Below are 21,517 nucleotides of genomic sequence, written 5' to 3'. Positions count from 1 at the left end.
TGACAGGTGACGGTACGGTTCGGCAAGGTCGCAGCGTCACCTCCTGAAGGGGTGACGGAGGGGAGAACCGCACATGATCTCGACGGATGACTACCTTTACTTCACCGGCCGGGCGCTCGACGGCATGGCCGCGATCGTGGCCGGGCTCGGTGACGACCTGGCCAACTCGCGACCCCCGCTGCCCGGCGCGAATTCCCCGTTCGCGCTGCTCACCCACTGTGTCGGGGTGGTCGACTACTGGTCCGGCACGCTCGTCGCCGGTCGGGTCGCCGACCGTGACCGGGATGCCGAGTTCGTCGCCTCGGGGCCGGTCGGGCCGCTGCTGGCCGAGGTGGCCGCGGTCCGCGAGCGCCTGGCCGCCGATGTGGCCGCCGCCCGGTTCGACGCGCCGCTGCACGCCCCGCCGGACGGTTCTTTCCGCGGGCCGGATCGTGCCCTCGATCGGGGTGGCGCGCTGCTGCACGTCTACGAGGAACTGGCCCAGCACCACGGCCAGATGGAGATCCTGCGCGACGTGATCCGGGCCGGGGCGGCATCATGACCGCCGTCTTCGATCCGCGGGCCGACATCGCGCGGCTGCGCTCCGGCCACGGCGTGAAGTGGGGCGCCCTGCCGCCGGGGGTGCTCGGCGCGTGGGTGGCCGACATGGACTTCCCGGTCGCACCGGTGATCCTGTCGAGGCTGCGCGAGGTGACCGATTTCGGTTATCCGCACTGGCCGGCCGGCGATCCGGTGGTGGCCGCGTTCGAGGAGCGGATGGCCGGCCGCTTCGGCTGGACCCCGGCGCCGGGCCGGACCAGGGTGTTCACCGACCTCATCCAGGTGCTGCAGGTGATCATCGAGGCGGCCACCGTGCCCGGCGACGGCATCGCGGTGCACGTGCCGAACTATCCGCCGTTCCTGGCCAGCATCGTCCGGGCCGGGCGGCGGATCGTCCCGCTCGACCCGGATGCGTTCGACCCGGACGCGCTGCGCGACTGCGCCCTGCTGGTGCTGGTCAACCCGCACAACCCGACCGGCCGGGTCTTCCGCCCGGAGGAGCTGGCGGTGATGGCCGACGCCGCGCGGAAGTATGACGTGCCGGTGCTCTCCGACGAGATCCACGCCGATCTCGTCCACGCCGGGCACCGGCACATCCCGTTCGCGGCGATCAGCCCGGACGCGGCCGCCCGCACGGTCACCACGACCTCGGCGACGAAGAGTTTCAACATCGCCGGGCTGCGCTGCGCGGTCGCGCACATCGGGCCGGACCGGATCCGCGCCGCCCTGGACCGGATGCCGCTCGACTATTTCGGTCAGCCCGGCATCCTGGGCCGGGTCGCCACGGTCGCGGCCTGGCGTGAGGCCGGCGACTGGCTCGACGGCCTGCTCGCCACCCTCGCCGCGAACCGGGAGCGGATCACGCGCTGGGCGGCGACCCTGCCGTGGGACAGCGGGTTCCGTGCGCCCGAGGGCACCTATCTGGCCTGGCTGGATTGTGCGGGCAGCCCGTTCGGGCCCGATCCGGCCGTGCATCTGGAAGGGGTTGCCGGGGTGCGGCTGGGCCGTGGGGCGGATTTCGCCGAGCACACCGCGTCCTTTGTCCGGATCAACTTCGCCACCAGTCCGGAGGTGCTGGCCGAGATCCTCGCCCGGATCACCGGTGCATTGACATGATTCTCTGCCGAGCCGGATAGTGGGAGCGCTCCCACCCCTCGTCCCGTGGAGATCCCCATGCATGTCTCGCCCCACCGGCGGGCCTTCGCGAGCACCGTCCTGCTCGCGCTGGTCACCGCCGTCGCCGGTGCACCACCGGCCGCCCACGCCGCCGCTGTCGCCGGCACACCGTCGGCCGCCCGCGCCGCCGCGGTCGCGGCCGACGTCCGGGTCGACGTCGACGCCCGGGCCGGGTTGGCCACCGTTGGGTCCACCGCCCTCGGTGTCAACCACGCCATCTGGGACTCCCAGCTGGGCACGCCCGCGGTCACCGGCCTGCTCAAGGACGCCGGCGTCCAGATGGTCCGCTACCCCGGCGGCTCCTACGCCGACATCTACCACTGGAAGGACCACACCGCACCCGGCGGCTACGTTGCTCCGGACACCGACTTCGACACGTTCATGGCCGGCGCCCAGCGGACGGGGGCGTCGCCGATGATCATCGCGAACTACGGGACCGGCACCGCGCAGGAGGCGGCCGACTGGGTCCGCTACGCCAACGTCACCAAGGGCTACGGCGCCAAGTACTGGACGATCGGCAACGAGAACTACGGCAACGGGCACTACGGATCCGCGTGGGAGGCCGACAACCACGCCGACAAGAGCCCGAAGGAGTATGCCGACAACGTCGTCGCCTACGCGGCGGCGATGAAGGCGGTCGACCCGAGCGTCAAGGTCGGCGCGGTGCTGACCATGCCCGGTAACTGGCCGGACGGCATCGTCGCGGCCGGCGACGCCGGAACCTGGAACCAGGAGGTGCTCACCCGGGCCGGCGCGGCCATCGACTTCGTCGACGTGCACTGGTACCCGGGCGGCAGCAGCGCGGCCGAGACCCTGACCAAGCCCGCGCAGATCCAGGACGCCGTCTACCTGCTGCGGCGACAGATCTCGCAGTACGGAGGGGTGAACGCGGCCCGGGTCGGCATCAGCATGACCGAGACGAACGTCGACACCGGCCGCAACACCCAGCCGGGCGCGCTGTTCCTGGCCGACGTCTACAGCGGCCTGCTCGCCCAGGGCGTGTTCACCGTCCACTGGTGGAACGTCCACAACGGGCCGGACAAGGCGAGCACGGTCGCCGGGCAGACCGACTACAACGACTTCGGGCTGCTCTCCAGCGGGACGTGCACGGCCGACAACTCGGCATGCGAGCCGCCGCTGAACACGCCGTTCGCTCCGTACCACGCGCTGTCGCTGATGGGGGACTTCGCGCGGACCGGCGATCGGTTCGTCGGCACGGGCAGCGACAACTCGCTGGTGAGCGCTCATGCCGTACGCCGGGACAACGGCGACCTGGCGGTGCTGCTGATCAACAAGGACCCGGACGCCGCGCACACCGTCGGGCTCAACTACAACGGGTTCACGCCGGGGACGGCGACGCCGGTCGTCGAGACGTTCACCAACGGGGCCGGGGGAGTGGCCACCGCGTCGACCGGGACGGCCGGGGCACAGACGCTCGCGCCGTACTCGATCGCGCTGGTCACCCTGCACCCGGACCACACCGTCACCGGAGCACCGCGGGCGCCGGGGCAGCCGTCGGCGACGGTCACCGACCGTACGGCGACGATCTCCTGGCCGGCCGGCGTCTCCGGACTCAAGTACGAGGTGTACCGGCAGAACAACGGCATCAGCGAGCAACTCGGCGAGACGACCGGGACGTCGCTGACCGTCTACAACCTGCAGCCCGGGCAGCGCTACACGATCAACGTGGTCGCCCGGGACGTCGCCGGCCGAGTCTCCGGCGCGTCGCCGCCGCTGACCTTCACCACCGGCACCCCGGCCGGCGCGTCGTGCACGGTGAAGTTCCGCGACACCAACGACTGGGGCAACGGGTACGTCGGCTCGGTCGACATCACCAACAACGGGACCGCCCCGACCGGCGGGTGGACCCTGGCGTTCACCTGGCCGACCGGCTGGCAGAGCGTGAGCAGCGGCTGGAACGCCACCTGGGAGCAGAGCGGCCGGACGGTCCGGGTCACCAGTGACACCGGGCTGGCCGCGGGCGCGTCGACCAACGTCGGCTTCGTCGGCGCCTACAGCGGCCCGAACGTGCTGCCGGAGGTCTTCACCCTCAACGGCACGGTCTGCACCAGCGCCTGATCCGTGGCGGGGCCCGGACGCATCGCTCCGGGCCCCGCGACGGCTCTACAGGTGGTAGCGGATGACCTGGATGTCGTCGATCAGCACCTGGGCGTCGGCCGGGCGCGCACTGGCCACGGTGCCGATCTGCTGGGGTGCGGCCTTCGGCGCGGAGAGCGTGAACAGCTCGGCCGAGCCGTTCCCGGGCGGGTAGGCGACGAACGCCGCGCCCGGCTGGGTGCCGTCCGGCCGGAGCATCCGCTGCACGCTGTACTTGGTGTCGGGCAGGTCATCGGTCGACAGGTAGCCGAGATCGGCCTGGTCGACCTGCTGCGCCGGGTGACCGACCACCGACATGCTGCCGGAGTCGGTGTAGACGATCGGCTTCTCGGCCCCGTTGACGAACCCCATGAACGGCTGCGGCGAGGGCCCGCCGTACGCATAGGTGAGTGTCGTGTCGGTGTGCCCGACGCTGTCGCTCAGGACGATGTGGTTGTCGTCCTTGACCCGCAGCGACCACAGGTCGTCGGTGCGCGGGTTGTAGACGGCGGCGACGTAGGTGATGACGTCGGTCGAGGCGAAGCCGCTGTGGTCGGTCGGCGCCACCACGTCGGTGACCGTGCCGGTGGCGAGGTCCAGGGTGGCCGGCACGGTGTCCCCGTTGTCGTAGGCGTCCAGGCCGGCGATCGAGGACAGCGTCGCGCTGTAGCTGTAGTTGCCGCAGGAGAACAGGCCGAACCCGCCCGGCTTGACCGATCCGGTGGCCGAGAACCGGCCCACGTTCCCGGCGGCGTCGGTGGCCCCGGTGACCTGGTAGAGGTTGCGGAGCCCGGCCGTCGGCTGACTGGCCAGTTGCGATCCGTCGGCCGGGTTGAAGTACTCGATGGTGTCGTAGTTGCAGACGGCGACGAAAGGTCCGGCCGGAACGGTCGACGCCGGTGCATCGGTCGTCGCCGACGGAACGGCCTCGACACTGGCCGGAGCACTGGCCGGCTCGGCCGCGCTCGGCAGCGCCGGTTCGCGGGTGCCGCCGCAGCCACTCAACGCGCCGATCGCCAGTAAAAGAATCGCACCTGCGTATGTGACCGATTTCCACGAATTGCCCATCGGCGGTGCCTTTCATGATCAACTGATCGAGGATTCCCATCCTGGTTGTCCGGTGAGCCGAGAAACAGCGGTCAACAGGTCGGCCCTCGAACCCAACGGATCGCGGCCGATGACGTAAGGCCGTTCCCGGATGAACGATCAGCCGAGCCTCCGGCGACCGCGCCGAGCGGATGTCGCCCGTACGGGGGTAGTGGTCGTCGATGCCTCCTTCGTAGGGTCCGCGGTGTGCGGAAACTCGGGGCGGCGTTGACAGCCGGATTGCTGCTGCTCGCCGGGTGTGGCGTGCGCGCGCAGGCCCGCACCGAGGCCGGCCCTCGTGTCCTGAGCCGGGTCGTCCAGCTCGCCCGCGGCAAGGACCGTCCGCTGCCGACGACCGTCTGGTACCTGAGCGGGCCGGACGGCACCGGCATGGCCGCCGGCAAACACCCGATCGTGCTGTTCAGCCACGGTCTCGGTGGACTGCCCGAGCAGTTCGCGCCGCTGGCCGGCGGGTGGGCCGAGGCCGGCTACGTGGTCGCGGCGCCGGCCTACCCGCACACCAACGGGCACGTGCGGCACGTCGACGCGGGCGACATCGGCCGGCAGCCGGCCGACGCCGCGTACGTGCTGAAGGAGATCACCACCGGCGAGCTCGCCGCCCATCTGGACGCCGGGCACGTCGCCGCGGTCGGGTTCTCGGCCGGCGCCACCACCACGCTCGGCCTGCTCCGCGCCGGACACTCGCGGTCGCTGCGCGCGGCCGTCTCGATCGCCGGGCGCCGCCCCTCGACCGCGTTCGGCGGCCCGGCCACGCCGATCCTGTTCCTGCACGGCGACGAGGACCCGGTGGTGCCGATCGAGGCCGGCCGCGCCGCCTTCGACGCGGTCCCGTGGCCGAAACAGTTCATCCCGGTCCGCGGCGCTGGCCACGGCCAGTACCTGAACCCGGGCCACCCCGACTACCCGGCGACCTCGGCCCGCATCCTGGAGTTCCTCGAGAAACATGTGCCCACACAGTGATCACCGGGTGCTGGCGCGGGCTGATGCCGTACGCGCAGATGGGGTTTGGTCTTCAACGCCACGGACGGTAGTTGGGGTTGTCCTGGCAGTCGGCCATGATCTCGGTTTTGGTGGTTTTGTCGACCGGGCAGACGCCGATGACGAACTCCCGGCGGATGCCGCCGGGGAAGGCGACCTCCAGCTGGTCGGCGTACTTGTGACGGCTGCCGATGGTGCGGTTGACGTCGACCCCGCCGGGCGCGTCGAGGTAATAGTTGTAGCCGGATTTGTACCAGGAGCGGTAGAGGTCGTGGTCGTAGGTTGTGGACACGTACGGTGACGGCTGGTTGTCCAGGACGTACTTCAGGATGTCGTACTGTCCGTGGTCGACGTCCTTGGCCGCGAAACCCTGCTCGAAGACGACGGCCGGGGCGCGGCTGTCGCTGCGATACAGGGTGCCGCAGCCGGCCCGCCAGACCGGCCGCGGCGTGATCCGGGCGAGGCGTACATCGTGGTCGATCGCCGCCTGGATCTTGTCCTTGACCAGCGGGCAGGCCGGCGCCGCGGCGGTCGCGGTGGTCGGCGTGGAGGCCGAGGTGGCCAGCGCGGCGCCGACGGCGAGAAGCGCGGCCACGAGACGCTTGGTGATCATGCCGAGCACCTTCTCGGCCGGGCGCCGCCGCGGGCCGGATCCTCACTCCATCGGTGGCGTGTCCCGCGGTTCGGCTGACGGTGGGCGCCCGATGTGGTCCACGCCGTCACGGAAGAAGAACTGGCGCAGCAGCATCTCGGTCGCCGGTGAGCTGATGCCCTCCCGGTCGGGACGGAAGCCGGCCGCCGAACCGATCGCCCGGCCGAGGTTCTGCCATTGCCGAAGCTCACCGGGACCGACCTGGGACTCCAGGCCGTGCATCATCAGGGCGGTGGCCGGGTTGCCGCGGTACAGCTCGGCCTGGCCGAGGGCCGGAACCCGAGTCAGCAGCTTAGGGTGCGCGCACAGCGCGACGGTCAGGGCGATCGGGTCGGGCCGGGCGTCGAGGGTCAGCAGCAGGCCTACGACCTTCGTGATGACTGATGATTCGAGGCTGGCGATCCGGGTTCGCAGCAGGGTGGCGAGCAGGTGGGCGATCTCGGCCCGATCGTGTTCCGTGGCGCGCGGTGGCGGTTCGGCGAGGGCCATCTGTCCCCAATCGCCGGTGGTGATCGCCGGGATGAGCCAGCTCTGCATCATCAGCCGCCAGTCGTCGGGCGAGAAGATGTTCCGGACGCCGTTCAGGACGGCCGCGCCCAGGCCGAGCTGCCCGGCGACACGGTTGTTGCCGATCAGGCGGGCACTGTCGTACTCGGGGAAGCTGTGCCCGTGACCGGGTGGCTCGGTGGTGATCGTGCCGTCCCGCCGGTCGAGCGTCATCGCCCGCAGGGTCGCCAGCCAGGCGTCGAGGTCGAGACCCGAGTTCCAGAGCGCGACCAGGGCCGGCCAGTCCCGGGTGAGCTGCGGCGACCGGGTCAGCCGCCCGCTCGGCGTCAGATACAGCCGGAGCGCGATCAGGTTGGCCGAGTAGGCGGCCGGCTGGCGCAGGTGATCGACAGGCATCGGCCGGTAGTCGCGGTATCGCTCCGAGGCGGGCCGGACCCGCCAGCGGGCGATGAGAAATTCGAGTACTTCGATGATCTGGGCCCGTTCCAGCTCCGGGAGCGCATGGAAGATCTGGTTGGCGAATTGCAGGATCGGCGGCTGAGTGGCCAGCGCCTGATGCGAGATCAGAGCATGCAGGAGGTCGTCGCTCGGGTCGCGATGCCGGCGGCCGTTGTAGGCGGCGTCGGCCATGTCGCGTACGACCTCGATGATCTTCCGAGCGACCAGGTACTCGCCGAAGGTGGCGTGCAGGAACTCATACGAGCGCTCGACCGGTGCGCCGCCCACCATGGTCGCCTCGTTGACGTGGATGAAGAAGAATTCCATCAGGAGGCGCTCGCCGGACTCCTCGGACCGACTGTCGTCCTGACCGGCGGCCAACGCCCTGAGGTCGTTGCCGAGTTCGGTCGCGCCGATGTGCTGGCGGCCCCGGTTGAACATGGCCAGGGCAGCCGCGCAGAGCCGGTCGATCGAGACCTCGACGGCGGCCCGAGCCTCCTCCCGCAGCAGCGTGCGGCGCAGGTCCTTGGTCGTCTCGCGTCCCGCGAACCGTGTGAACAGCTGGTTGTAGAGGGTGGCCTGCGACGAGGCCGCGTCGAGCTGGGCCGCGCCCGGACCGCTGGCGTAGAGGGCGAGCAGCATGAGCAGGAGCGGCTGCTGAGCGAGGTGCGGTGCCCGCAGCGCCTCCGCGGCGCTGAGCCGGCGGGTGCCCGGCGTGGCCGCCAGGGTCGGCGTGGCCTCGTTCCAGCGGGTGATCCACTGGCCGATCTGGTCGTCGTCGAACCCGGCGAGCTTCACGACCGGGGTTCCGACCGGGACGTCGATGCGATCCGCGACGATCGTCCGTGAGGTGACGATGACCGCGACCGGGCGATCCTGGTCGGCCTCCACCTGCTGAAACCGAATTATCTCCTGCAAGTAGCCGGTCCGGTCGAGGTTGGCCGCCAATAGCAGCTCGTCCAGACCGTCGAGCAGCACCACACGCATCCGGTCGGCCGTCTCGTCGGCCAGCCCGGCCCAACTGACCCGCCGGTGGGTGGCCAGATCGAGGCCGTCCTGGATCTGGTCGAGAATGGAGGCGTGGGCGCTCACCGCGCGAAGCGGGATGTTCACGGTGGCGTACTCCTCGGGCGGCAGAGTCGCCGCCAGCATCTTCATCAGCATCGACTTACCCGCGCCGGGGTGGCCCAGCAGAAGCAGTGGGGTTTGCGTCGCGTCGGTGGAGAGCAGGTGGGCGGCGAGCCGCTCGGCCAGCCGGTGCCGCAACGGTTGACCGGCCCACCAATCGTCGTCGGAGGCGCGGGTCGACGAGTCGAATACACAGATCCGGAAGCCCGGAGGGACGAAGAGCTGGCCGACATTGGGGAACCGGAATCGCGCGTCTGGCCAGGGGATGCTGGTCGACACGACGGGGTCGCGCAGCCGACCGGTGTTGGCCAGGTCCAGCGCGCGAGCCGCAGCGGGCGTCCGGGCGGCGTTCGCGCCCAGGGCGGCCAGCAACACCCGTACCTCCTGGAACGAGGTGTCGACGGCGGTGCGGGTCGCGGCGTGCTCGTCCAGGTCGGTCCAGATCTTGAACTCGGGCACGGCGGCGGCCAGGTCGACGTAGTAGGCCCGGTAGCGGTCCGCCGCGCGACGGGGCACCACCCGCAGGTACGGGTCGATCTCGCGGAGGACCTCTTCCAGGGCCAGGGATTCCACGAGGTCGGTGGTCGAGTCGTGAAGTCGGCCGATCCAGCGGGCGACCCGGTCCCGGTTCTCGAGGAATCCTCTGGTGGCCGACGGCGCCGGGATGTCACTGGAGTAGAGCAGCTCGATCAGTGACGACGCCTGCGCGGGCGCCAGACCGAACGCGGCCCTCGCCTTCTCCTTCGATCGGAGTTCCAGCCCGTTGTAGCCGGCCTCGGCGATGGCCTCGTGGAAGATGTCGAAGTAGGCGGCGATCACGATGGTGCTGTGCGCGGCCGCGATCAATTGCCGCCGGTCCAGTCCGGACGCGTTATTGATCTTGGCGGGGACCCGTCCCAGAAGCTTCCGGAGAAGGCCACCGGCCTCGTTCTTCTGGTCAACCCACTGCCAGATCGGTGCCAGCACGCCCAGGGCAGCCGGTCCGCCGGCGGCGGCGATGCCGGCACCGGCGCCGGCAGCCAGGATCACCCCGCCGACCAGGGTGTCGATTTGGTCGATGAGCGGGGTCTCGGTTTTCCCGAGGATGCGCAGCGCACCCCGGAAGGTCAACGATGGCTCTCGACGCATGCCGTCAGAGTAGGCAAGCGCTCACTGTCCGGCATTCCGCCGTAAGGATGGCTTTCTCGGTCACCAGCCGAAGGTTGACGTGGCGTCCTCGATGGACGGGACCGGGTTTCCGGAGTGGGTGATCGGGGCCAGCAGCATGCCGGCCGCCGCGTCGCACAGGAAGTCGCCGACGGCCGGCCACTCCGGGTCGCGGCCGTCGCGTTCGGCGCGGACCTCGACGTCGGCCGCGGTGCTGACCACCATTCTGGTGATCAGGGCGGATCGGGCGGTCACCACGTCGTGGTCCAGGTGTTCGAGGCGGGCGGCGAGCGAGCGCAGGATGCGGGTCGTCGTCGGGGCCAGGCCGGCGTCGGCCGACATCAGCGCGCGGGTGGCCGGGTCGTGCAGGGCCTGGCCGAGGAAACGGGCCCGCCAGGTGGGGCGGGGCAGCCGGGCGAGCACGGTCATGGTGGGTACGACCAGGCTGCGGATGTCGTCGAGCACCGAGGCCGCGTGCTCCGACATCAGCCGGCGCGGCTCCTCGACCGCCTGCGCGTGCCGGGCGATCAGGGCGCGCAGCAGGCCGTCCCGGCCGCCGTAGTAGTACCGCACCGCGGAGTGGTTGGTGTTGCCGGCCGCTTCGGCGACGCGGCGGTCGGAGACCTGGGCGATGCCGGACTCGGCGAAGAGCCGTTCGGCCGCGTCGAGCAGTGCATCCGTCATGGGTTTCCCTTCTACGCCACGTGACTTACGATCGTAAGCCACCTGACTTACGAGGTGCGCGAGGATCGAGGAACCGATGAAATCAGTGATCGTGACCGGACCCGGACAGACCGCCGTCGTCGAGGTGCCGGAACCGGACCTCGGACCGGCCGACGTGCTGGTCCGCCCGCGCGCCTGCGGCATCTGCGGTTCGGACGGCCTGTACATCTCGGTCGGTGGCATCCCGCCGCGGCAGGGCGCGACCCCGCTCGGGCACGAGCCGGCCGGCGAGGTCGTCGCCGTCGGTGCCGACGTCACCGGGGTCGAGGTCGGCGACCACGTGGTGCTGAACCCGATGGCCTCCTCGGACGGCATCATCGGCAGCGGCGGCGCCCAGGGCGGCCTGTCCGAGCTGGTCGTCCTGCGGGACGCGCGGGTCGGCGTGCACCTGGTCACCATCCCGAAGCACATCCCGTTCGAGGTGGCGGCCCTCAACGAGCCGATGGCCGTGGCCACCCACGCGGTCAACCGCCTGGAACCGGCGCCCGGGCAGACCGCGGTGATCTTCGGGGCCGGTCCGATCGGGCTGGGCGCGGCGATCGGCCTCAAGCTGCGCGGCGCCGCTCACGTGGTGGTCGTCGACGTCGTACCCAATCGCCTGGAAAAGGCCCTCAAGGTGGGGGCCGACGCGGTGATCAACTCGGCTGAGGAGGACGTCGTCGCCCGGTTGCTGGAGTGGCACGGCGAGGCGCCGCGCTACTTCGGGCGGGCCGGCAAACCGGCCACCGATCTCTACCTGGATGCCGCCGGTGCGCCCGCGGTGATCGACACGGTCCTCGGGGCGGCCCGGCACGGCGCCCGGCTCAGCATCGTCGCCGTGCACAAGAAGCCGGTCAGTGTCGACTTCGGCGCGCTGCTGACCAGCGAGATCACCATCGCGCTGGCGATGGGTTACCCGACCGAGATCTTCGAGGTGACCGCCGACCTGGTCGAGCACTGGGAGAGGTACGCCCTGATCGTCAGCGACGTCATCCCGTACGCGGAGGTGGAGCGCGCGCTCGCGCTCGCCGCGACCCCGGGCGCGGCCGAGAAGGTCGTCGTCACGCTTCCCTGACCGTGGCTCAGACCGGCTTGTCGCTCCGGTCGAGCAGGACCGCGCCCAGGGTCGCCGCGAGCGCGCGCATCCGCTCGTCCACCGGCCCGTCGGCGTCCTCCACCTCGACCGTGTCGTCGTCGTGGAAGCACGGGACCAGCCGCCCGTCCGGATGCCCGGTCCAGGCCGGGACCGGCGGGCAGTCGACCCACCGTCGGCCGGACGGCACGGTCGCCTCGACGCGCGTCGTCATGACGAAGTCGCTCTGGGCCGCGACCAGCTCGGCCCACTCGTCGGCCCGGATCGGTGCGCCCGGCCGGCGCAGGTAACGTCCCCGCGCCCCGATCGCCACCCAGTCACGGTCCCTTTGGGCGATGCCGAGGCCGTCCCACTCGTACAGCTCGGAGTCGTCGCCGATGACCCACGCGTCCAGGCGGGCGGCCAGCTCGATCATGCGCCGGACGAAGACGTCCTCCGGATGCTTGACGCTGAGGCACCCGTCCTGGAACAGCAGGTGGTGCTCGCGCTCGGCGAGGACGACGGACCACGTGACGTGGGCGAAGCCGTCCCGCCGCGGCGCGTCGGCCGGGATCGTCAGGTCGGCCTCGGCGCGCACCAGGTCGACCACCTCGGCGTCGGCGATCGGGTAGCGCGCGGTCTCCCACGACCGGAACGCCCGGGTGATGTGCAGTTCATATCCCACGCGAACGATCAAACCATGTCCTCTGTGGACTAGAGTGCCCGCGTGGACGAGATCGATCCGACGGTCGCGCATCCGGCCCGCCGCTACAACTACTGGCTGGGCGGGACGGACAACTTCGCCGCCGACCGGGCCTCCGGGGACGAGCTCGAACGACTGTTCCCCAAGGTGCGGCTCGGGGCGCTGGCCAATCGCGCGCTGCTCGGCCGGGCCACCCGCTTTCTGGTCGCCGAGGCGGGGATCCGGCAGTTCCTGGACATCGGGACCGGGCTGCCGACCGCGGGCAACACGCACGAGGTGGCGCAGCACTACGCGCCGTCCAGCCGAGTCGTCTACGTCGACAACGATCCGCTGGTGGCGGTGCACGCGCAGGCGCTGCTGAACGGGAGCCGGGCCGGGCGGACGACGTACGTCGAATCGGATTTGAATGATCCTGAGGCGATCCTCGCCAGCCCGGCGCTGCGGCAGACGCTCGACCTGACCCAGCCGGTCGGGCTGATGCTGATCGCGGTGCTGCACTTCATCCACGGTGACGGCGCCGCCGCGCCGATCGTCGGCCGGCTGCTCGACGCCCTGCCGCCGGGCAGCTATCTGGTCGCCACCCACGCCACCTCGGACTTCGGGACGCCGGAGCAGCAGGCGCTCTACCGCCAACTGGTCGAGCAGGGCAAATCGGATGTCTGGACGCGGCCGAGGGACGAGTTCGCCGCCCTCTTCGACGGCCTCGAACTCATCGAGCCGGGCGTGGTCCCGGCCAGCGAGTGGCGACCGGAACCGGGCGCCGGCATCCCCGGCCGCTCCGACATCAACGTGTGGACCGCGGTCGGCCGCAAACCCTGACGTCAGCCGATGAGACGCCGCCGCCCGGAGAGGTAGCCGAAACCGATCAGGATCGCCTCCAGCACGATGACCACGATCAGTGCCGGCGTCCAGGAACCGGTGGCGTCGTGCAGGGCGCCGACCGCGATCGGCCCGGCCGCCGCGACCAGGTAGCCGACCGACTGGGCCATTCCGGACAGCGCCGCGGCCTGGGTGTGGTGGCCGGTGCGCAGCCCGAAGAACGAGAGCGCGAGCACGATGGCGGCGCCACCGGCGATCCCGGCCAGGCTCGTCCAGATCGCCGCCTGCCGGGGCGCGGTCAGGATCCCGACCGTGGCGACCAGGAACAACGCCGGCGCCAGCATCCCGAGCAGACGCTGATCGCGGAACCGCGGGATCAGCGTGGACACCGCGAGACTGCCGGCGATGCCGAACCCGTTGAGCAGCAGCTGATGCACGCCGGCGGCGGTCTCACCGATCCCGGCCGCGCTCTCGATCGACGGCAGCCACGTGATGAAGACGTAATACCCGGTCGACTGCAGCGCCATGAATGCCGTGACCTGCCAGCCCAGAGCCGTCCGCCACGGGCTGCGACCGGCCGGCTCGGCCGGCTCCCGCCCAAGATCTTCAAGATTTGCGGGTACGGCGATCCGCCGCCCCAGCTGCGGCGCCAGAACCCCCAGCCCGATCAACGCCAGCCCGGCCCACATGCCCAGCGGCAGACGCCAGCCGGCCGCGGTCAGCGCCGCCACCGGCACCGCGGCGCCCGCCGCCCCGGCCGCGAAAACCGCCTGCACCGCCGAATACGTGCCCGTGACCTGCCCGATCCGGGTCGGGAAGTCCCGCTTGACCAGCGCCGGGAGCACCACGTTGAGGACCGCCACGGCGACGCCGAGCAGGATCGTCCCGATCCACAGCAGCGGCAACCCCGGCAGTGACCGCACGACGAGCCCCACCGCGAGCCCGGCCAGCCCGGCGCCGAGGGCCCGTTCCAGGCCGATCCGGCGGGCCAGGCCGGGCGCCAAAGGCGAGACCACGGCGAACGCGACGAGCGGCAGGCTGATCAGGGCGGACGCGGTGAGCGCGGAGAGCCCGAGGTCCTGCCGCAGCTCCTCCAGGACCGGACCGACCGAGGTGATGCCGGCCCGCAGGTTGGCCGCGACGAGCAGCAACCCGGCCAAAACCAGGGCCGGGCTCAACGTGCGGGTCCGTTGCTCAGTGATGACCATCAAATTGTTCCTGTACGAGTCGGACCATGTGCTCGGCGGCCGACGCGGCGGCCTCCGGGTCGTGGGCGGCGATCGCCTCGACGATCGCGGCGTGCGCGTCGTCGCCCTCGCGCAGCCCGGGAGCGGCCGCCGCGAAGTCGACGTCGGGCGAGTTCAAGGACTGCAGCGCCTGCTCGTTGCCGCCGGAGCCCCGGTACAGCTCGGCCAGCAGAGCATTGCCGGAAGCGTCCAGAAGCAGCCGATGGAACGCGATGTCGGCGGCGGCGTAACCCGGACCGTCGGTCGCGGCCAGGCGCGCGGCGAGAGCCTCGCGCAGGCCGGCGATCTGCTCGTCGGAGGCGCGGGAGGCGGCCAGGCGGGCGCCCTCCCGCTCCAGCAGCAGGCGCACCTCGGCGACGTCGTCGCGGTGATCCTGCGCCATCCGGCGGGCCAGCGTGGGGGCCAGGTCGCTGGTGGCGATCACGAACGTGCCGTAGCCGGCCTTGGCGCCGAGCAGGCCGGCGTGCACGAGCGCGCGCAGGCCCTCGCGGACGCTGTTGCGGCTGACGCCGAGCTCCTGGGTCAGCTCCATCTCGGTGGGCAGCAGGGCGCCGACCGGGAACTCGCCGCCGGCGATCCGCTGACGCAGCTGGTCGGCGACCTGCTGGGCCAGCGAGGTGTTGCGGTTCAGGCTGGGCATGCCCCCACCCTGCCATTCAGCCAAATGTAGGACAAGCGATTGTGGCAGCCCTCCCACCGGCTCGGTGGGGCGTGCGGCGGCGGCGAGGAGCGGTGCGTGATGGGACGTGGGCCGTGGGGCCGGGTCAGGGGTTTTGGGGCTGGGGGAAGGTGACCTCGACGCGGAGACCGTCGTGGCCGGTGGAGGAGGCGGCGATCGTGCCGTCGTGAGCCCGGGTGATCGACCGCGCGATCGCCAGCCCCAGCCCGGCCCCGCCGCTGTGGTCGATGCGGGCGGCCGCTCGCCGCCGGAACGGCTCGAAGAGGGCGGACACTTCCTCCGGTGGGATGTCGTCCCCGGTGTTGATGATGGTCAACGCCGGGGTGTGCCCCACCCGTACGTCGATGGTGCCTTTGTCCCGGTTGTATTTGACGGCGTTCTGCATCAGATTGCCGATCAGGCGCTCCAGCAGCACCTGCTCGCCCAGGACGAGCCGCGGCCGCAGGTCGGTGGTGACGGTGAGGCCGGCCTCGGCCGCGCGTTTGCGGTGGGCGTCGACGACGGCCGCGGTGATCTGGTCGAGGCGCAGCGGGGTGGCCGACATCAGGCCGCGGTCGCTCTCGCTGAGCACGAGCAGGCCTTCGATCAGGCGTTCGTTGCGTTCGTTGGTCTGCAGCAGTTGGGCGGTGAGCAGTTCCAGCTGGTCGGCGCTGAGCGTGTGGGCCATGCTGACCTCGATGAGCGTGCGCTGCACGGCCAGCGGGGTGCGCAGTTCGTGGGAGGCGTCGGCGGCGAAACGGCGCTGCGCCTCGTAGCCGACGGCGATCCGGTCCATCATCTCGTCGATGGTGCGCCCGAGGCGGGCCAGGTCGTCGCCGCCGGGTCCGGGCCGCAGGCGGTGGCCGAGGTTCTGCGGGCCGACGTCGGCGATCAGCGGCACGAGGTCGCGGACCGGGCGCAGGCACCAGCGGATCAGCGGGATGCAGGCCGCGGCCAGGCCGAGCAGAAATATGAGCCGCACCAGCACGACCGGGATGCTGGGGTGACGGTAGAGCTGCAGGCAGAGGTACGACGAGTTGCTGTCCGGCGATCCCAGGGGCCCCACCGCGCACGGCATCGGCACGAAGTCCAGCCACAGTGCGATGAACCGGGTGGTGGCCCACGGGACGAACTGGGCTGCCACCAGGAGGAACCCGGCGACGAGGAGCATCCGCCGGGTCGGCGAGCCGATGTTCACGAGCCCAGCCGGTAACCGACGCGGGGAACGGTGTGGATCAGTGGCGGGTCGCCGAGCTTGCGGCGCAGCGTCATGATCGTCACCCGGACCGTGTTGGTGAACGGGTCGGCGTTCTCGTCCCACGCCTGTTCGAGCAGGTCCTCGGCGCTGACGATCCGGCCGCCGGCCCGCATCAGGACGTGCAGGACGGCGAACTCCTTCGGGGTCAGGGCCAGCACCAGCCCGTCGCGGGCGGCGGTGTGCCGGGTGACGTCGAGGACCACCCCGTCCTGCTCCAGCACCGGGGGCAGCGCGGTCGTCGAGCGCCGCGACAGGGCCTGCAGGCGGGCGACCAGTTCGGCGAAGGCGAACGGTTTGGTCAGGTAGTCGTCGGCGCCCAGGCCCAGACCCTCGACCCGGTCGCGGATGCCGACGGCGGCGGTGAGCATCAGCACCCGGGTGCCCGAGTCCGAGCCGGCGATCATCCGGCACACGTCGTCGCCGCTGCGACCGGGCAGGTCACGGTCGAGGACGGCGACGTCATAGCGGTTGACGCCGAGCTTCTCGACGGCGCTGTCCCCGTCGTAGACCACGTCGACGGCCATCGAGAACCGGCGCAGCCCCTCGGCGACCGTGTCGGCCAGAATCCGCTCGTCCTCGGCGACCAGCACCCGCACGCCGTGCCCTCCCGTTGATCTCCATCGTCCTCAGCACCCTCGCAGCCCGGGCATAAAACTTTCATAAGTACGGCTTTGACGGCCCTTGAACACCCCGTTCCGGAGCATGAGCGCACCCTGCCCCTTCACATGTACCGGTGGTGCCGCCTTGCTCCGTCTCCTGACGAACCTACTCACGGTCATGCTGATCGTGCTGGCCGGTGCCGAGCCGGCCTACGCGATCGCGTACGGCGAGGACGCTCCCGACGGCGACTACGCGTTCTCCGTCAAGCTCGTCATGTCCGGCATCCCGACCGAGGATCACGGCTACCGGGACAGCTGGTGCTCGGGCGCGCTGATCGCCCCGAAGTGGGTGATCACGGCCGGGCACTGTTTCCGTGACGCCGAGGGCAAGCGGGTCAGCCGTACCGTCGCGATGGAGACGACCGCGATCGTCGGGCGCACCGGTCTCGGCGACGGCGGCGGCCACGAGGTGCGGGTGGTCGGCGCCCGGCAGTCCGACACGGCCGACGTGGCCCTGGCCGAACTGGCCGAGCCGGTCACCGACGTGAAGCTGCTCAGGGTCGCCACCACCGCGCCGGCACCGGGGGAGAAGGTCCGGCTGACCGGGTTCGGCCTGTCCGGCACCGGATCCAGCACCCCCGACCGTCTGCAGACCGGATCGTTCGTGATCGACCGGGTCGGCGACGCCGTCCTGGAGATCTCCGGCCGCTCTCCGCAGCGGGCCACCAGCGCCTGCGAGCACGACTCGGGTGGGCCGTACTTCCGGGAGAGCCCGCCGGTCCTGGTCGCGGTGGTGAGCAACGGCCCGACCTGCCCGCACGAGGGACCGGACCTCAGCGCCCGCACCGACAACCTGTCCGGCTGGATCATCGCGACGATCGACTCCGGCTCCGGCCTGCCGGCCGATCCCGCGTTCCGGATCGGTGTCGGCGCCCTGATCCTGTTCGGCCTGGTCGCGGCCGTTTTCCTGGCCCGCGCCCAGCGTCACCCGGTCCGGGCCGGCGTGCGGCGACACCGGGCTTGACGGGACGCCGGCCGGCGTCCCGTCAGCCGCTCAGCCCTCGTCGGTGCCGAAGATGTCGAACTCCAGCCGGTCGGCCTGCAGCGCCACCTGATAGCAGTGGGCGGCCAACTGCTGGCTCGACGTGCCGGTCAGCGGCGTGAACGACTGCACGACGATCCGGGGCACCCCGGTGTCCCCGGCGACCAGCGTGACCCGCCCGTATCCGGGCCGGGCCACCCCGGCCAGCAGCCGTTCCGGCGTGACCAGAGCCGAGGTGGGGCCGACCTCGGCCTCCATCCCGCACAGCTGGACGCCCTCGCTGAACGGGTCGGCGCCGTCGACGACGAAGACCCGGACCACGTGGCTGCGCCCGTCCGGCAGCGGGACGAGCACCGCGAAGTGGTTGTCCCGCTGCTCCGAGTCGGCGCCCAGGTGGGCCGTGAACGCGTCGACCCGCCGTTTCAGGCCCTTGACCCGCCCGCTCAGGGTCGCCGCCGGGGACAGGCCCTTCATCGGTGGCGCGGCCGGGATCGGTGCGTCGGTGAGCAGCCAGCGCTCGATCAGGTCGTCCAGCCCGAGGTCGGGCCCGTCGCCCGCCTCCAGGAAGTCGACCGCGCGGGCCAGCGTCACCGGGCGTCCCCACCCGGCGACCAGTGGATGACCGCCGAACGCGGCCCGCCAGGTGGGCGCGTAGGCGCCGACGTAGCAGGCGCCGAGCACGACCAGCCGCAGCCCGGGCGTCACGGTCGCCGGGTCGATGTCGGCCGGGGAGATGAGGTCGCCGTCGCAGCACTGCAGCCGGCCGTCCTCGGCACCGTGCGAACTCCAGTAGACGCCGGCCGTGCCCTCGGCGGCCACCGCCTCCTGCAGGTCCTGCCGCACGGCCTGCTGGTCGACGACGACCGTGTAGCCGGCCGCGCGCAGCACCGCGATGTCGTCGTCGATCCGGGCGACCTCCTCGGCCAGCATGCCGCGGTCCTGCTCGCTGGCGGTCTTGTAGCCGAACAGGAAGTGGAAGGTCCTGCCCTGGCCCGGACCGTCACCGGCCGGCTCGTGCACGACCCGGGCGGCCGGGTCGTCGCCGCGCGCGCCGGCCGTCCAGTGCTTCGGGCCGGGCCGGGCGTTGGCCCAGTCGGCCGGCAGGAACACCTCGTCCTCGGCCATCAGTACTCGTCCTTGGCCGTGTGCTCGATCTCGAACCGGTCGGCGATCGCGGCGATGACCTGCACCGGCAGCGCGAACTCGGCCTGGTCGAGGGTGGCCAGCGCGGCCCGGTGCACCAGCGAGTAGTCGCCGTCCTTGTCCAGGGCCAGCGCGCCGAGGTTGAGCTCGTCGTTCTTGCGCAGCGCGACCCGCGGGCTCAGCTCGGCCTCGGCGCAGACGTAGCTGCGGAACTCCACCCACTCCTGCTCGTAGGCCTCGTAGCGGCTGATCACGACGCGCTGCGTGCGGTCGCCGCCGAAGGCCCAGACGACGCTGAACCAGTCGTCCTCCATCTTGTCCACGGTGTACTGCGTGCGGGCGTGTTCGCGAAGCTCGTGCCAGCTCGGCATCGGCGTTCCTGCTCTTTCGTGACTGCGGTAGGGGACCGTAAGTATTTACGGTGGCGATTGACGCGGGTTCACCGATGTCGCCCACCTCATCGGGGCTGCTCACCCGCCGTACGGGAGAATGGGTCGGGTTTTCGGCGAAAGGGTGTTCGCGGTGCGGCACTGGCTGAAGGGGCGGCTGCGGGCCGGCGTCGACGGGTTCGAGCACATCGTCGGCGGACTGGCGACGTCGATGCTGGCCCTGGGGACGCTCGTCGGCCTGGTCGCGCTGGTCGCCGCCTGCCTGATCGGGATCGGACTGCCGCTGGTGCCGGGAGCGCTGCGCACGGTGCGGGCCGTCGCTGATCGGGAACGGACCCGGCTGACCCGCTGGGGGCCCGCGATCATCGGGCCGCCGCCGTTGCCCGGCTCCGCCCGGGACGCTTTGCGAGACATTACGGTACGGCGTGAGCTGGGCTGGATCCTCGTGCACGGCACGCTGGGGTTCCTCCTCGGCGCGGTCGGGATCACGCTGCCGGTCTACGCGGTCGAGGACGTGACGTTCCCGCTCTGGTTCCGGGCTCTCGAACCGTCCCAGGGCGGCCCCGGGATGGTCTGGTGGCGCATCGACGGCCTGGCCGACGCGCTGGTCGTGCTCCTGGTCGGCCTGGTCTTCGCGGTGCTCGCGGTCGTGCTCGGCCCCGGGATCGCCCGGCTGCAGGCGCTGCCCGGGCGCCGGCTGCTCGCCCCGGACGGCGACGTCGACCTGTCCCTGCGCGTCGCCCAGCTCACCGCCACCCGGGCCGCCGCCCTGGATGCGCACGCGGTCGAACTGCGGCGCATCGAACGTTCCCTGCACGACGGCACCCAGAATCGTCTCGTCGCGCTGAACGTGCTGATCGGGGCGGCCCGGCGGGCCCTGGACCGCAACCCGGAGTCGGCCGCCGAGATCCTGGACCGGGCGCAGGACGCGACCGAGCTGGCCCTGGCCGAGCTGCGCGCGGTGGTGCGCGGGATTCTGCCACCGGTGCTCGACGACCGCGGCCTGACCGGCGCGCTGGACGGGCTCGCGGCGGCCTGCGCGGTGCCCTGCCGGATCGACGTGGACGTGCCCGGGCGGTGTGCGATCTCGGTCGAGGCGACCGCGTACTTCGTGGTCGCCGAGGCCCTGACCAACGTGGTCAAACATAGTCAGGCCACGTCGGCCGAGGTGCTCGTGCGGCGGGCCGCGGACCGGCTCTCGGTGCGGATCACCGACGACGGGCGCGGCGGCGCCGACGAGGGCGGCGGCTCCGGGCTGGCCGGGATCCGGCGCCGCGTCGAGGCCTACGATGGCCGCTTGGTGCTGACCAGCCCGCCCGGTGGGCCGACGACGATGGACGTGGAGCTGCCGTGCGGATCGTGATCGCCGAGGACGACCCGCTGCTGCGCGAGGGCCTGGCGCTGCTGCTGCGCGCCGAGGGCCTGGCGGTGGTCGCGACCGCGGAGACGCCGGGGGCGTTCCTGACCGCGGTCGACACGTTCCGGCCGGACGTCGCCATCGTCGACGTCCGGATGCCGCCCACGCACACCGACGAGGGGATCGTCGCCGCGGTCGAGGCCCGCCGCCGGCAGCCCGACCTCGCCGTGCTGGTGCTGTCCGCGTACGTGGAACCGGCGTTCGCCACCGACCTGCTCGCCCAGGGGTCGGCCAAACTCGGCTACCTGCTGAAGGAACGTGTCGGCCGGGTCGAGGAGTTCCTCGACGCCCTGCACCGGGTCGCCGCCGGTGGCACGGCGCTCGACCCGGAGGTGATCGGGCAGCTGCTCGCCCGCTCCCGCCCGGACAGCACGCTGTCGCAGCTCAGCCCCCGGGAACGGGAGGTGCTGGCGCTGATGGCCGAGGGCCTGGGCAACACCGCGATCGCCGAGAAGCTGGTCATCACCGAGGGCGCGGTCCACAAGCACATCCGCAGCATCTTCGCCAAGCTCGGGCTCGCGCCGGACGACCGGGCCGATCGCCGCGTCACCGCCGTCCTGCGTTTCCTCGAAGAGGCGCGGTAGTACAGCAGGCTGTACCCGCCTTGGCCAGGTGGCTTCATTTTCCCGGACCCTCCGGCTGAACAGACTTGGTGGCACGCGCTTCTCGGCGCGTCAAGACCACAGCCGGCAGGGAAGA

The 21,517-nt window shown here is 71.5% G+C and carries 20 protein-coding genes; 9 read left to right on the top strand and 11 right to left on the bottom strand.

The window, feature by feature from the left end; all coding sequences use genetic code 11:
• The first annotated feature begins 73 nt into the window (after window positions 1-73).
• From ACSHV8_RS18575 to ACSHV8_RS18565, 3 genes are read left to right on the top strand one after another with little or no spacing between them, the layout of a single operon-like run.
• On the top strand, window positions 74-541 hold the full coding sequence (locus ACSHV8_RS18575) for a mycothiol transferase (protein ID WP_436534749.1): 468 nt from the start codon (window positions 74-76) through the stop codon (window positions 539-541).
• Window positions 538-1,656, top strand: a complete 1,119-nt coding sequence (locus ACSHV8_RS18570; protein ID WP_436534747.1) for a MalY/PatB family protein — start codon at window positions 538-540, stop codon at window positions 1,654-1,656. Before ACSHV8_RS18575 ends, ACSHV8_RS18570 begins: the two co-directional genes overlap by 4 nt.
• A gap of 57 nt (window positions 1,657-1,713) precedes the next feature.
• Window positions 1,714-3,795 carry a cellulose binding domain-containing protein gene (locus ACSHV8_RS18565; RefSeq protein ID WP_436534745.1) on the top strand — a complete coding sequence of 694 codons (2,082 nt, stop codon included), beginning with the start codon at window positions 1,714-1,716 and terminating at the stop codon, window positions 3,793-3,795.
• Window positions 3,796-3,840: 45 nt separating this feature from the next.
• On the opposite strand, the gene ACSHV8_RS18560 is transcribed toward ACSHV8_RS18565, so the two are convergent.
• Window positions 3,841-4,881, bottom strand: a complete 1,041-nt coding sequence (locus tag ACSHV8_RS18560) for a hypothetical protein (RefSeq protein ID WP_436534743.1) — start codon at window positions 4,879-4,881, stop codon at window positions 3,841-3,843.
• A gap of 225 nt (window positions 4,882-5,106) precedes the next feature.
• Here ACSHV8_RS18560 and ACSHV8_RS18555 point away from each other — a divergent pair, with 225 nt between their 5' ends.
• Complete coding sequence (locus ACSHV8_RS18555; RefSeq protein ID WP_436534742.1) at window positions 5,107-5,880, top strand: alpha/beta hydrolase family protein; 774 nt, start codon at window positions 5,107-5,109, stop codon at window positions 5,878-5,880.
• A 52-nt stretch (window positions 5,881-5,932) separates the two neighbouring features.
• On the opposite strand, the gene ACSHV8_RS18550 is transcribed toward ACSHV8_RS18555, so the two are convergent.
• The 3 genes from ACSHV8_RS18550 to ACSHV8_RS18540 are packed head-to-tail and all read right to left on the bottom strand — an operon-like array spanning window position 5,933 to window position 10,453.
• Entirely contained in the window at window positions 5,933-6,511 is a 579-nt protein-coding gene (locus ACSHV8_RS18550) for an ADP-ribosyltransferase (RefSeq protein ID WP_436534740.1), read from the bottom strand.
• A 42-nt stretch (window positions 6,512-6,553) separates the two neighbouring features.
• Complete coding sequence (locus ACSHV8_RS18545) at window positions 6,554-9,751, bottom strand: NACHT domain-containing protein (RefSeq protein WP_436534738.1); 3,198 nt, start codon at window positions 9,749-9,751, stop codon at window positions 6,554-6,556.
• Window positions 9,752-9,811: 60 nt separating this feature from the next.
• Window positions 9,812-10,453: a TetR family transcriptional regulator gene (locus tag ACSHV8_RS18540; protein WP_436534736.1), complete on the bottom strand. Its 642-nt coding sequence runs from the start codon at window positions 10,451-10,453 to the stop codon at window positions 9,812-9,814.
• Between the two features lie 76 nt (window positions 10,454-10,529).
• Between ACSHV8_RS18540 and ACSHV8_RS18535 the strand changes: the two genes are divergently transcribed.
• Entirely contained in the window at window positions 10,530-11,546 is a 1,017-nt protein-coding gene (locus tag ACSHV8_RS18535; protein ID WP_436534734.1) for a zinc-dependent alcohol dehydrogenase, read from the top strand.
• Window positions 11,547-11,553: 7 nt separating this feature from the next.
• On the opposite strand, the gene ACSHV8_RS18530 is transcribed toward ACSHV8_RS18535, so the two are convergent.
• A complete protein-coding gene (locus ACSHV8_RS18530; protein ID WP_436534731.1) occupies window positions 11,554-12,228 on the bottom strand; it encodes a hypothetical protein in 675 nt (224 codons plus the stop codon).
• A gap of 42 nt (window positions 12,229-12,270) precedes the next feature.
• Here ACSHV8_RS18530 and ACSHV8_RS18525 point away from each other — a divergent pair, with 42 nt between their 5' ends.
• Window positions 12,271-13,065: an SAM-dependent methyltransferase gene (locus ACSHV8_RS18525; protein WP_436534729.1), complete on the top strand. Its 795-nt coding sequence runs from the start codon at window positions 12,271-12,273 to the stop codon at window positions 13,063-13,065.
• A 2-nt stretch (window positions 13,066-13,067) separates the two neighbouring features.
• Here ACSHV8_RS18525 and ACSHV8_RS18520 read toward each other — a convergent pair whose 3' ends face one another.
• The 4 genes from ACSHV8_RS18520 to ACSHV8_RS18505 form a co-directional block, all read right to left on the bottom strand.
• Window positions 13,068-14,273 (bottom strand): MFS transporter, encoded by a 1,206-nt coding sequence (locus ACSHV8_RS18520; protein WP_436534727.1) that lies wholly within the window; start codon window positions 14,271-14,273, stop codon window positions 13,068-13,070.
• The gene (locus ACSHV8_RS18515) at window positions 14,260-14,952 is read right to left on the bottom strand and encodes a FadR/GntR family transcriptional regulator (RefSeq protein WP_436534725.1); all 693 of its coding nucleotides are present in this window, start codon (window positions 14,950-14,952) and stop codon (window positions 14,260-14,262) included. Before ACSHV8_RS18515 ends, ACSHV8_RS18520 begins: the two co-directional genes overlap by 14 nt.
• Before the next feature lie 124 nt (window positions 14,953-15,076).
• Complete coding sequence (locus ACSHV8_RS18510) at window positions 15,077-16,168, bottom strand: sensor histidine kinase (protein ID WP_436534723.1); 1,092 nt, start codon at window positions 16,166-16,168, stop codon at window positions 15,077-15,079.
• Window positions 16,165-16,824 (bottom strand): response regulator transcription factor, encoded by a 660-nt coding sequence (locus ACSHV8_RS18505; protein ID WP_436534721.1) that lies wholly within the window; start codon window positions 16,822-16,824, stop codon window positions 16,165-16,167. Before ACSHV8_RS18505 ends, ACSHV8_RS18510 begins: the two co-directional genes overlap by 4 nt.
• Window positions 16,825-16,972: 148 nt before the next feature.
• Here ACSHV8_RS18505 and ACSHV8_RS18500 point away from each other — a divergent pair, with 148 nt between their 5' ends.
• A complete protein-coding gene (locus ACSHV8_RS18500; protein WP_436534719.1) occupies window positions 16,973-17,851 on the top strand; it encodes a S1 family peptidase in 879 nt (292 codons plus the stop codon).
• Between the two features lie 30 nt (window positions 17,852-17,881).
• Here ACSHV8_RS18500 and ACSHV8_RS18495 read toward each other — a convergent pair whose 3' ends face one another.
• On the bottom strand, window positions 17,882-18,994 hold the full coding sequence (locus ACSHV8_RS18495) for a hypothetical protein (protein WP_436534717.1): 1,113 nt from the start codon (window positions 18,992-18,994) through the stop codon (window positions 17,882-17,884).
• Window positions 18,994-19,383 carry a hypothetical protein gene (locus tag ACSHV8_RS18490; protein ID WP_436534715.1) on the bottom strand — a complete coding sequence of 130 codons (390 nt, stop codon included), beginning with the start codon at window positions 19,381-19,383 and terminating at the stop codon, window positions 18,994-18,996. Before ACSHV8_RS18490 ends, ACSHV8_RS18495 begins: the two co-directional genes overlap by 1 nt.
• Window positions 19,384-19,534: 151 nt before the next feature.
• On the opposite strand from ACSHV8_RS18490, the gene ACSHV8_RS18485 reads away from it, so the two are divergent.
• Together ACSHV8_RS18485 and ACSHV8_RS18480 are read left to right on the top strand one after the other, a co-directional pair.
• The gene (locus ACSHV8_RS18485) at window positions 19,535-20,764 is read left to right on the top strand and encodes a sensor histidine kinase (protein ID WP_436534713.1); all 1,230 of its coding nucleotides are present in this window, start codon (window positions 19,535-19,537) and stop codon (window positions 20,762-20,764) included.
• The gene (locus ACSHV8_RS18480) at window positions 20,752-21,402 is read left to right on the top strand and encodes a response regulator (protein WP_436534711.1); all 651 of its coding nucleotides are present in this window, start codon (window positions 20,752-20,754) and stop codon (window positions 21,400-21,402) included. Before ACSHV8_RS18485 ends, ACSHV8_RS18480 begins: the two co-directional genes overlap by 13 nt.
• Window positions 21,403-21,517 lie beyond the last annotated feature (115 nt).

Origin of the sequence: Actinoplanes sp. HUAS TT8 (assembly GCF_051380535.1) — a bacterium.
Lineage (GTDB): Bacteria > Actinomycetota > Actinomycetes > Mycobacteriales > Micromonosporaceae > Actinoplanes.
The sequence above is the reverse complement of the archived record's forward strand: the minus strand, read 5'-3'. Positions and strand labels throughout refer to the sequence as shown.

Bases quoted from the DNA above. Each gene is read 5' to 3' on its own strand.
- ACSHV8_RS18575 (WP_436534749.1), top strand. From the start codon at position 74: ATGATCTCGACGGATGACTACCTTTACTTCACCGGCCGGGCGCTCGAC.
- ACSHV8_RS18570 (WP_436534747.1), top strand. From the start codon at position 538: ATGACCGCCGTCTTCGATCCGCGGGCCGACATCGCGCGGCTGCGCTCC.
- ACSHV8_RS18565 (WP_436534745.1), top strand. From the start codon at position 1,714: ATGCATGTCTCGCCCCACCGGCGGGCCTTCGCGAGCACCGTCCTGCTC.
- ACSHV8_RS18560 (WP_436534743.1), bottom strand. From the start codon at position 4,881: ATGGGCAATTCGTGGAAATCGGTCACATACGCAGGTGCGATTCTTTTA.
- ACSHV8_RS18550 (WP_436534740.1), bottom strand. From the start codon at position 6,511: ATGATCACCAAGCGTCTCGTGGCCGCGCTTCTCGCCGTCGGCGCCGCG.
- ACSHV8_RS18545 (WP_436534738.1), bottom strand. From the start codon at position 9,751: ATGCGTCGAGAGCCATCGTTGACCTTCCGGGGTGCGCTGCGCATCCTC.
- ACSHV8_RS18540 (WP_436534736.1), bottom strand. From the start codon at position 10,453: ATGACGGATGCACTGCTCGACGCGGCCGAACGGCTCTTCGCCGAGTCC.
- ACSHV8_RS18535 (WP_436534734.1), top strand. From the start codon at position 10,530: ATGAAATCAGTGATCGTGACCGGACCCGGACAGACCGCCGTCGTCGAG.
- ACSHV8_RS18520 (WP_436534727.1), bottom strand. From the start codon at position 14,273: ATGGTCATCACTGAGCAACGGACCCGCACGTTGAGCCCGGCCCTGGTT.
- ACSHV8_RS18515 (WP_436534725.1), bottom strand. From the start codon at position 14,952: ATGCCCAGCCTGAACCGCAACACCTCGCTGGCCCAGCAGGTCGCCGAC.
- ACSHV8_RS18495 (WP_436534717.1), bottom strand. From the start codon at position 18,994: ATGGCCGAGGACGAGGTGTTCCTGCCGGCCGACTGGGCCAACGCCCGG.
- ACSHV8_RS18490 (WP_436534715.1), bottom strand. From the start codon at position 19,383: ATGCCGAGCTGGCACGAGCTTCGCGAACACGCCCGCACGCAGTACACC.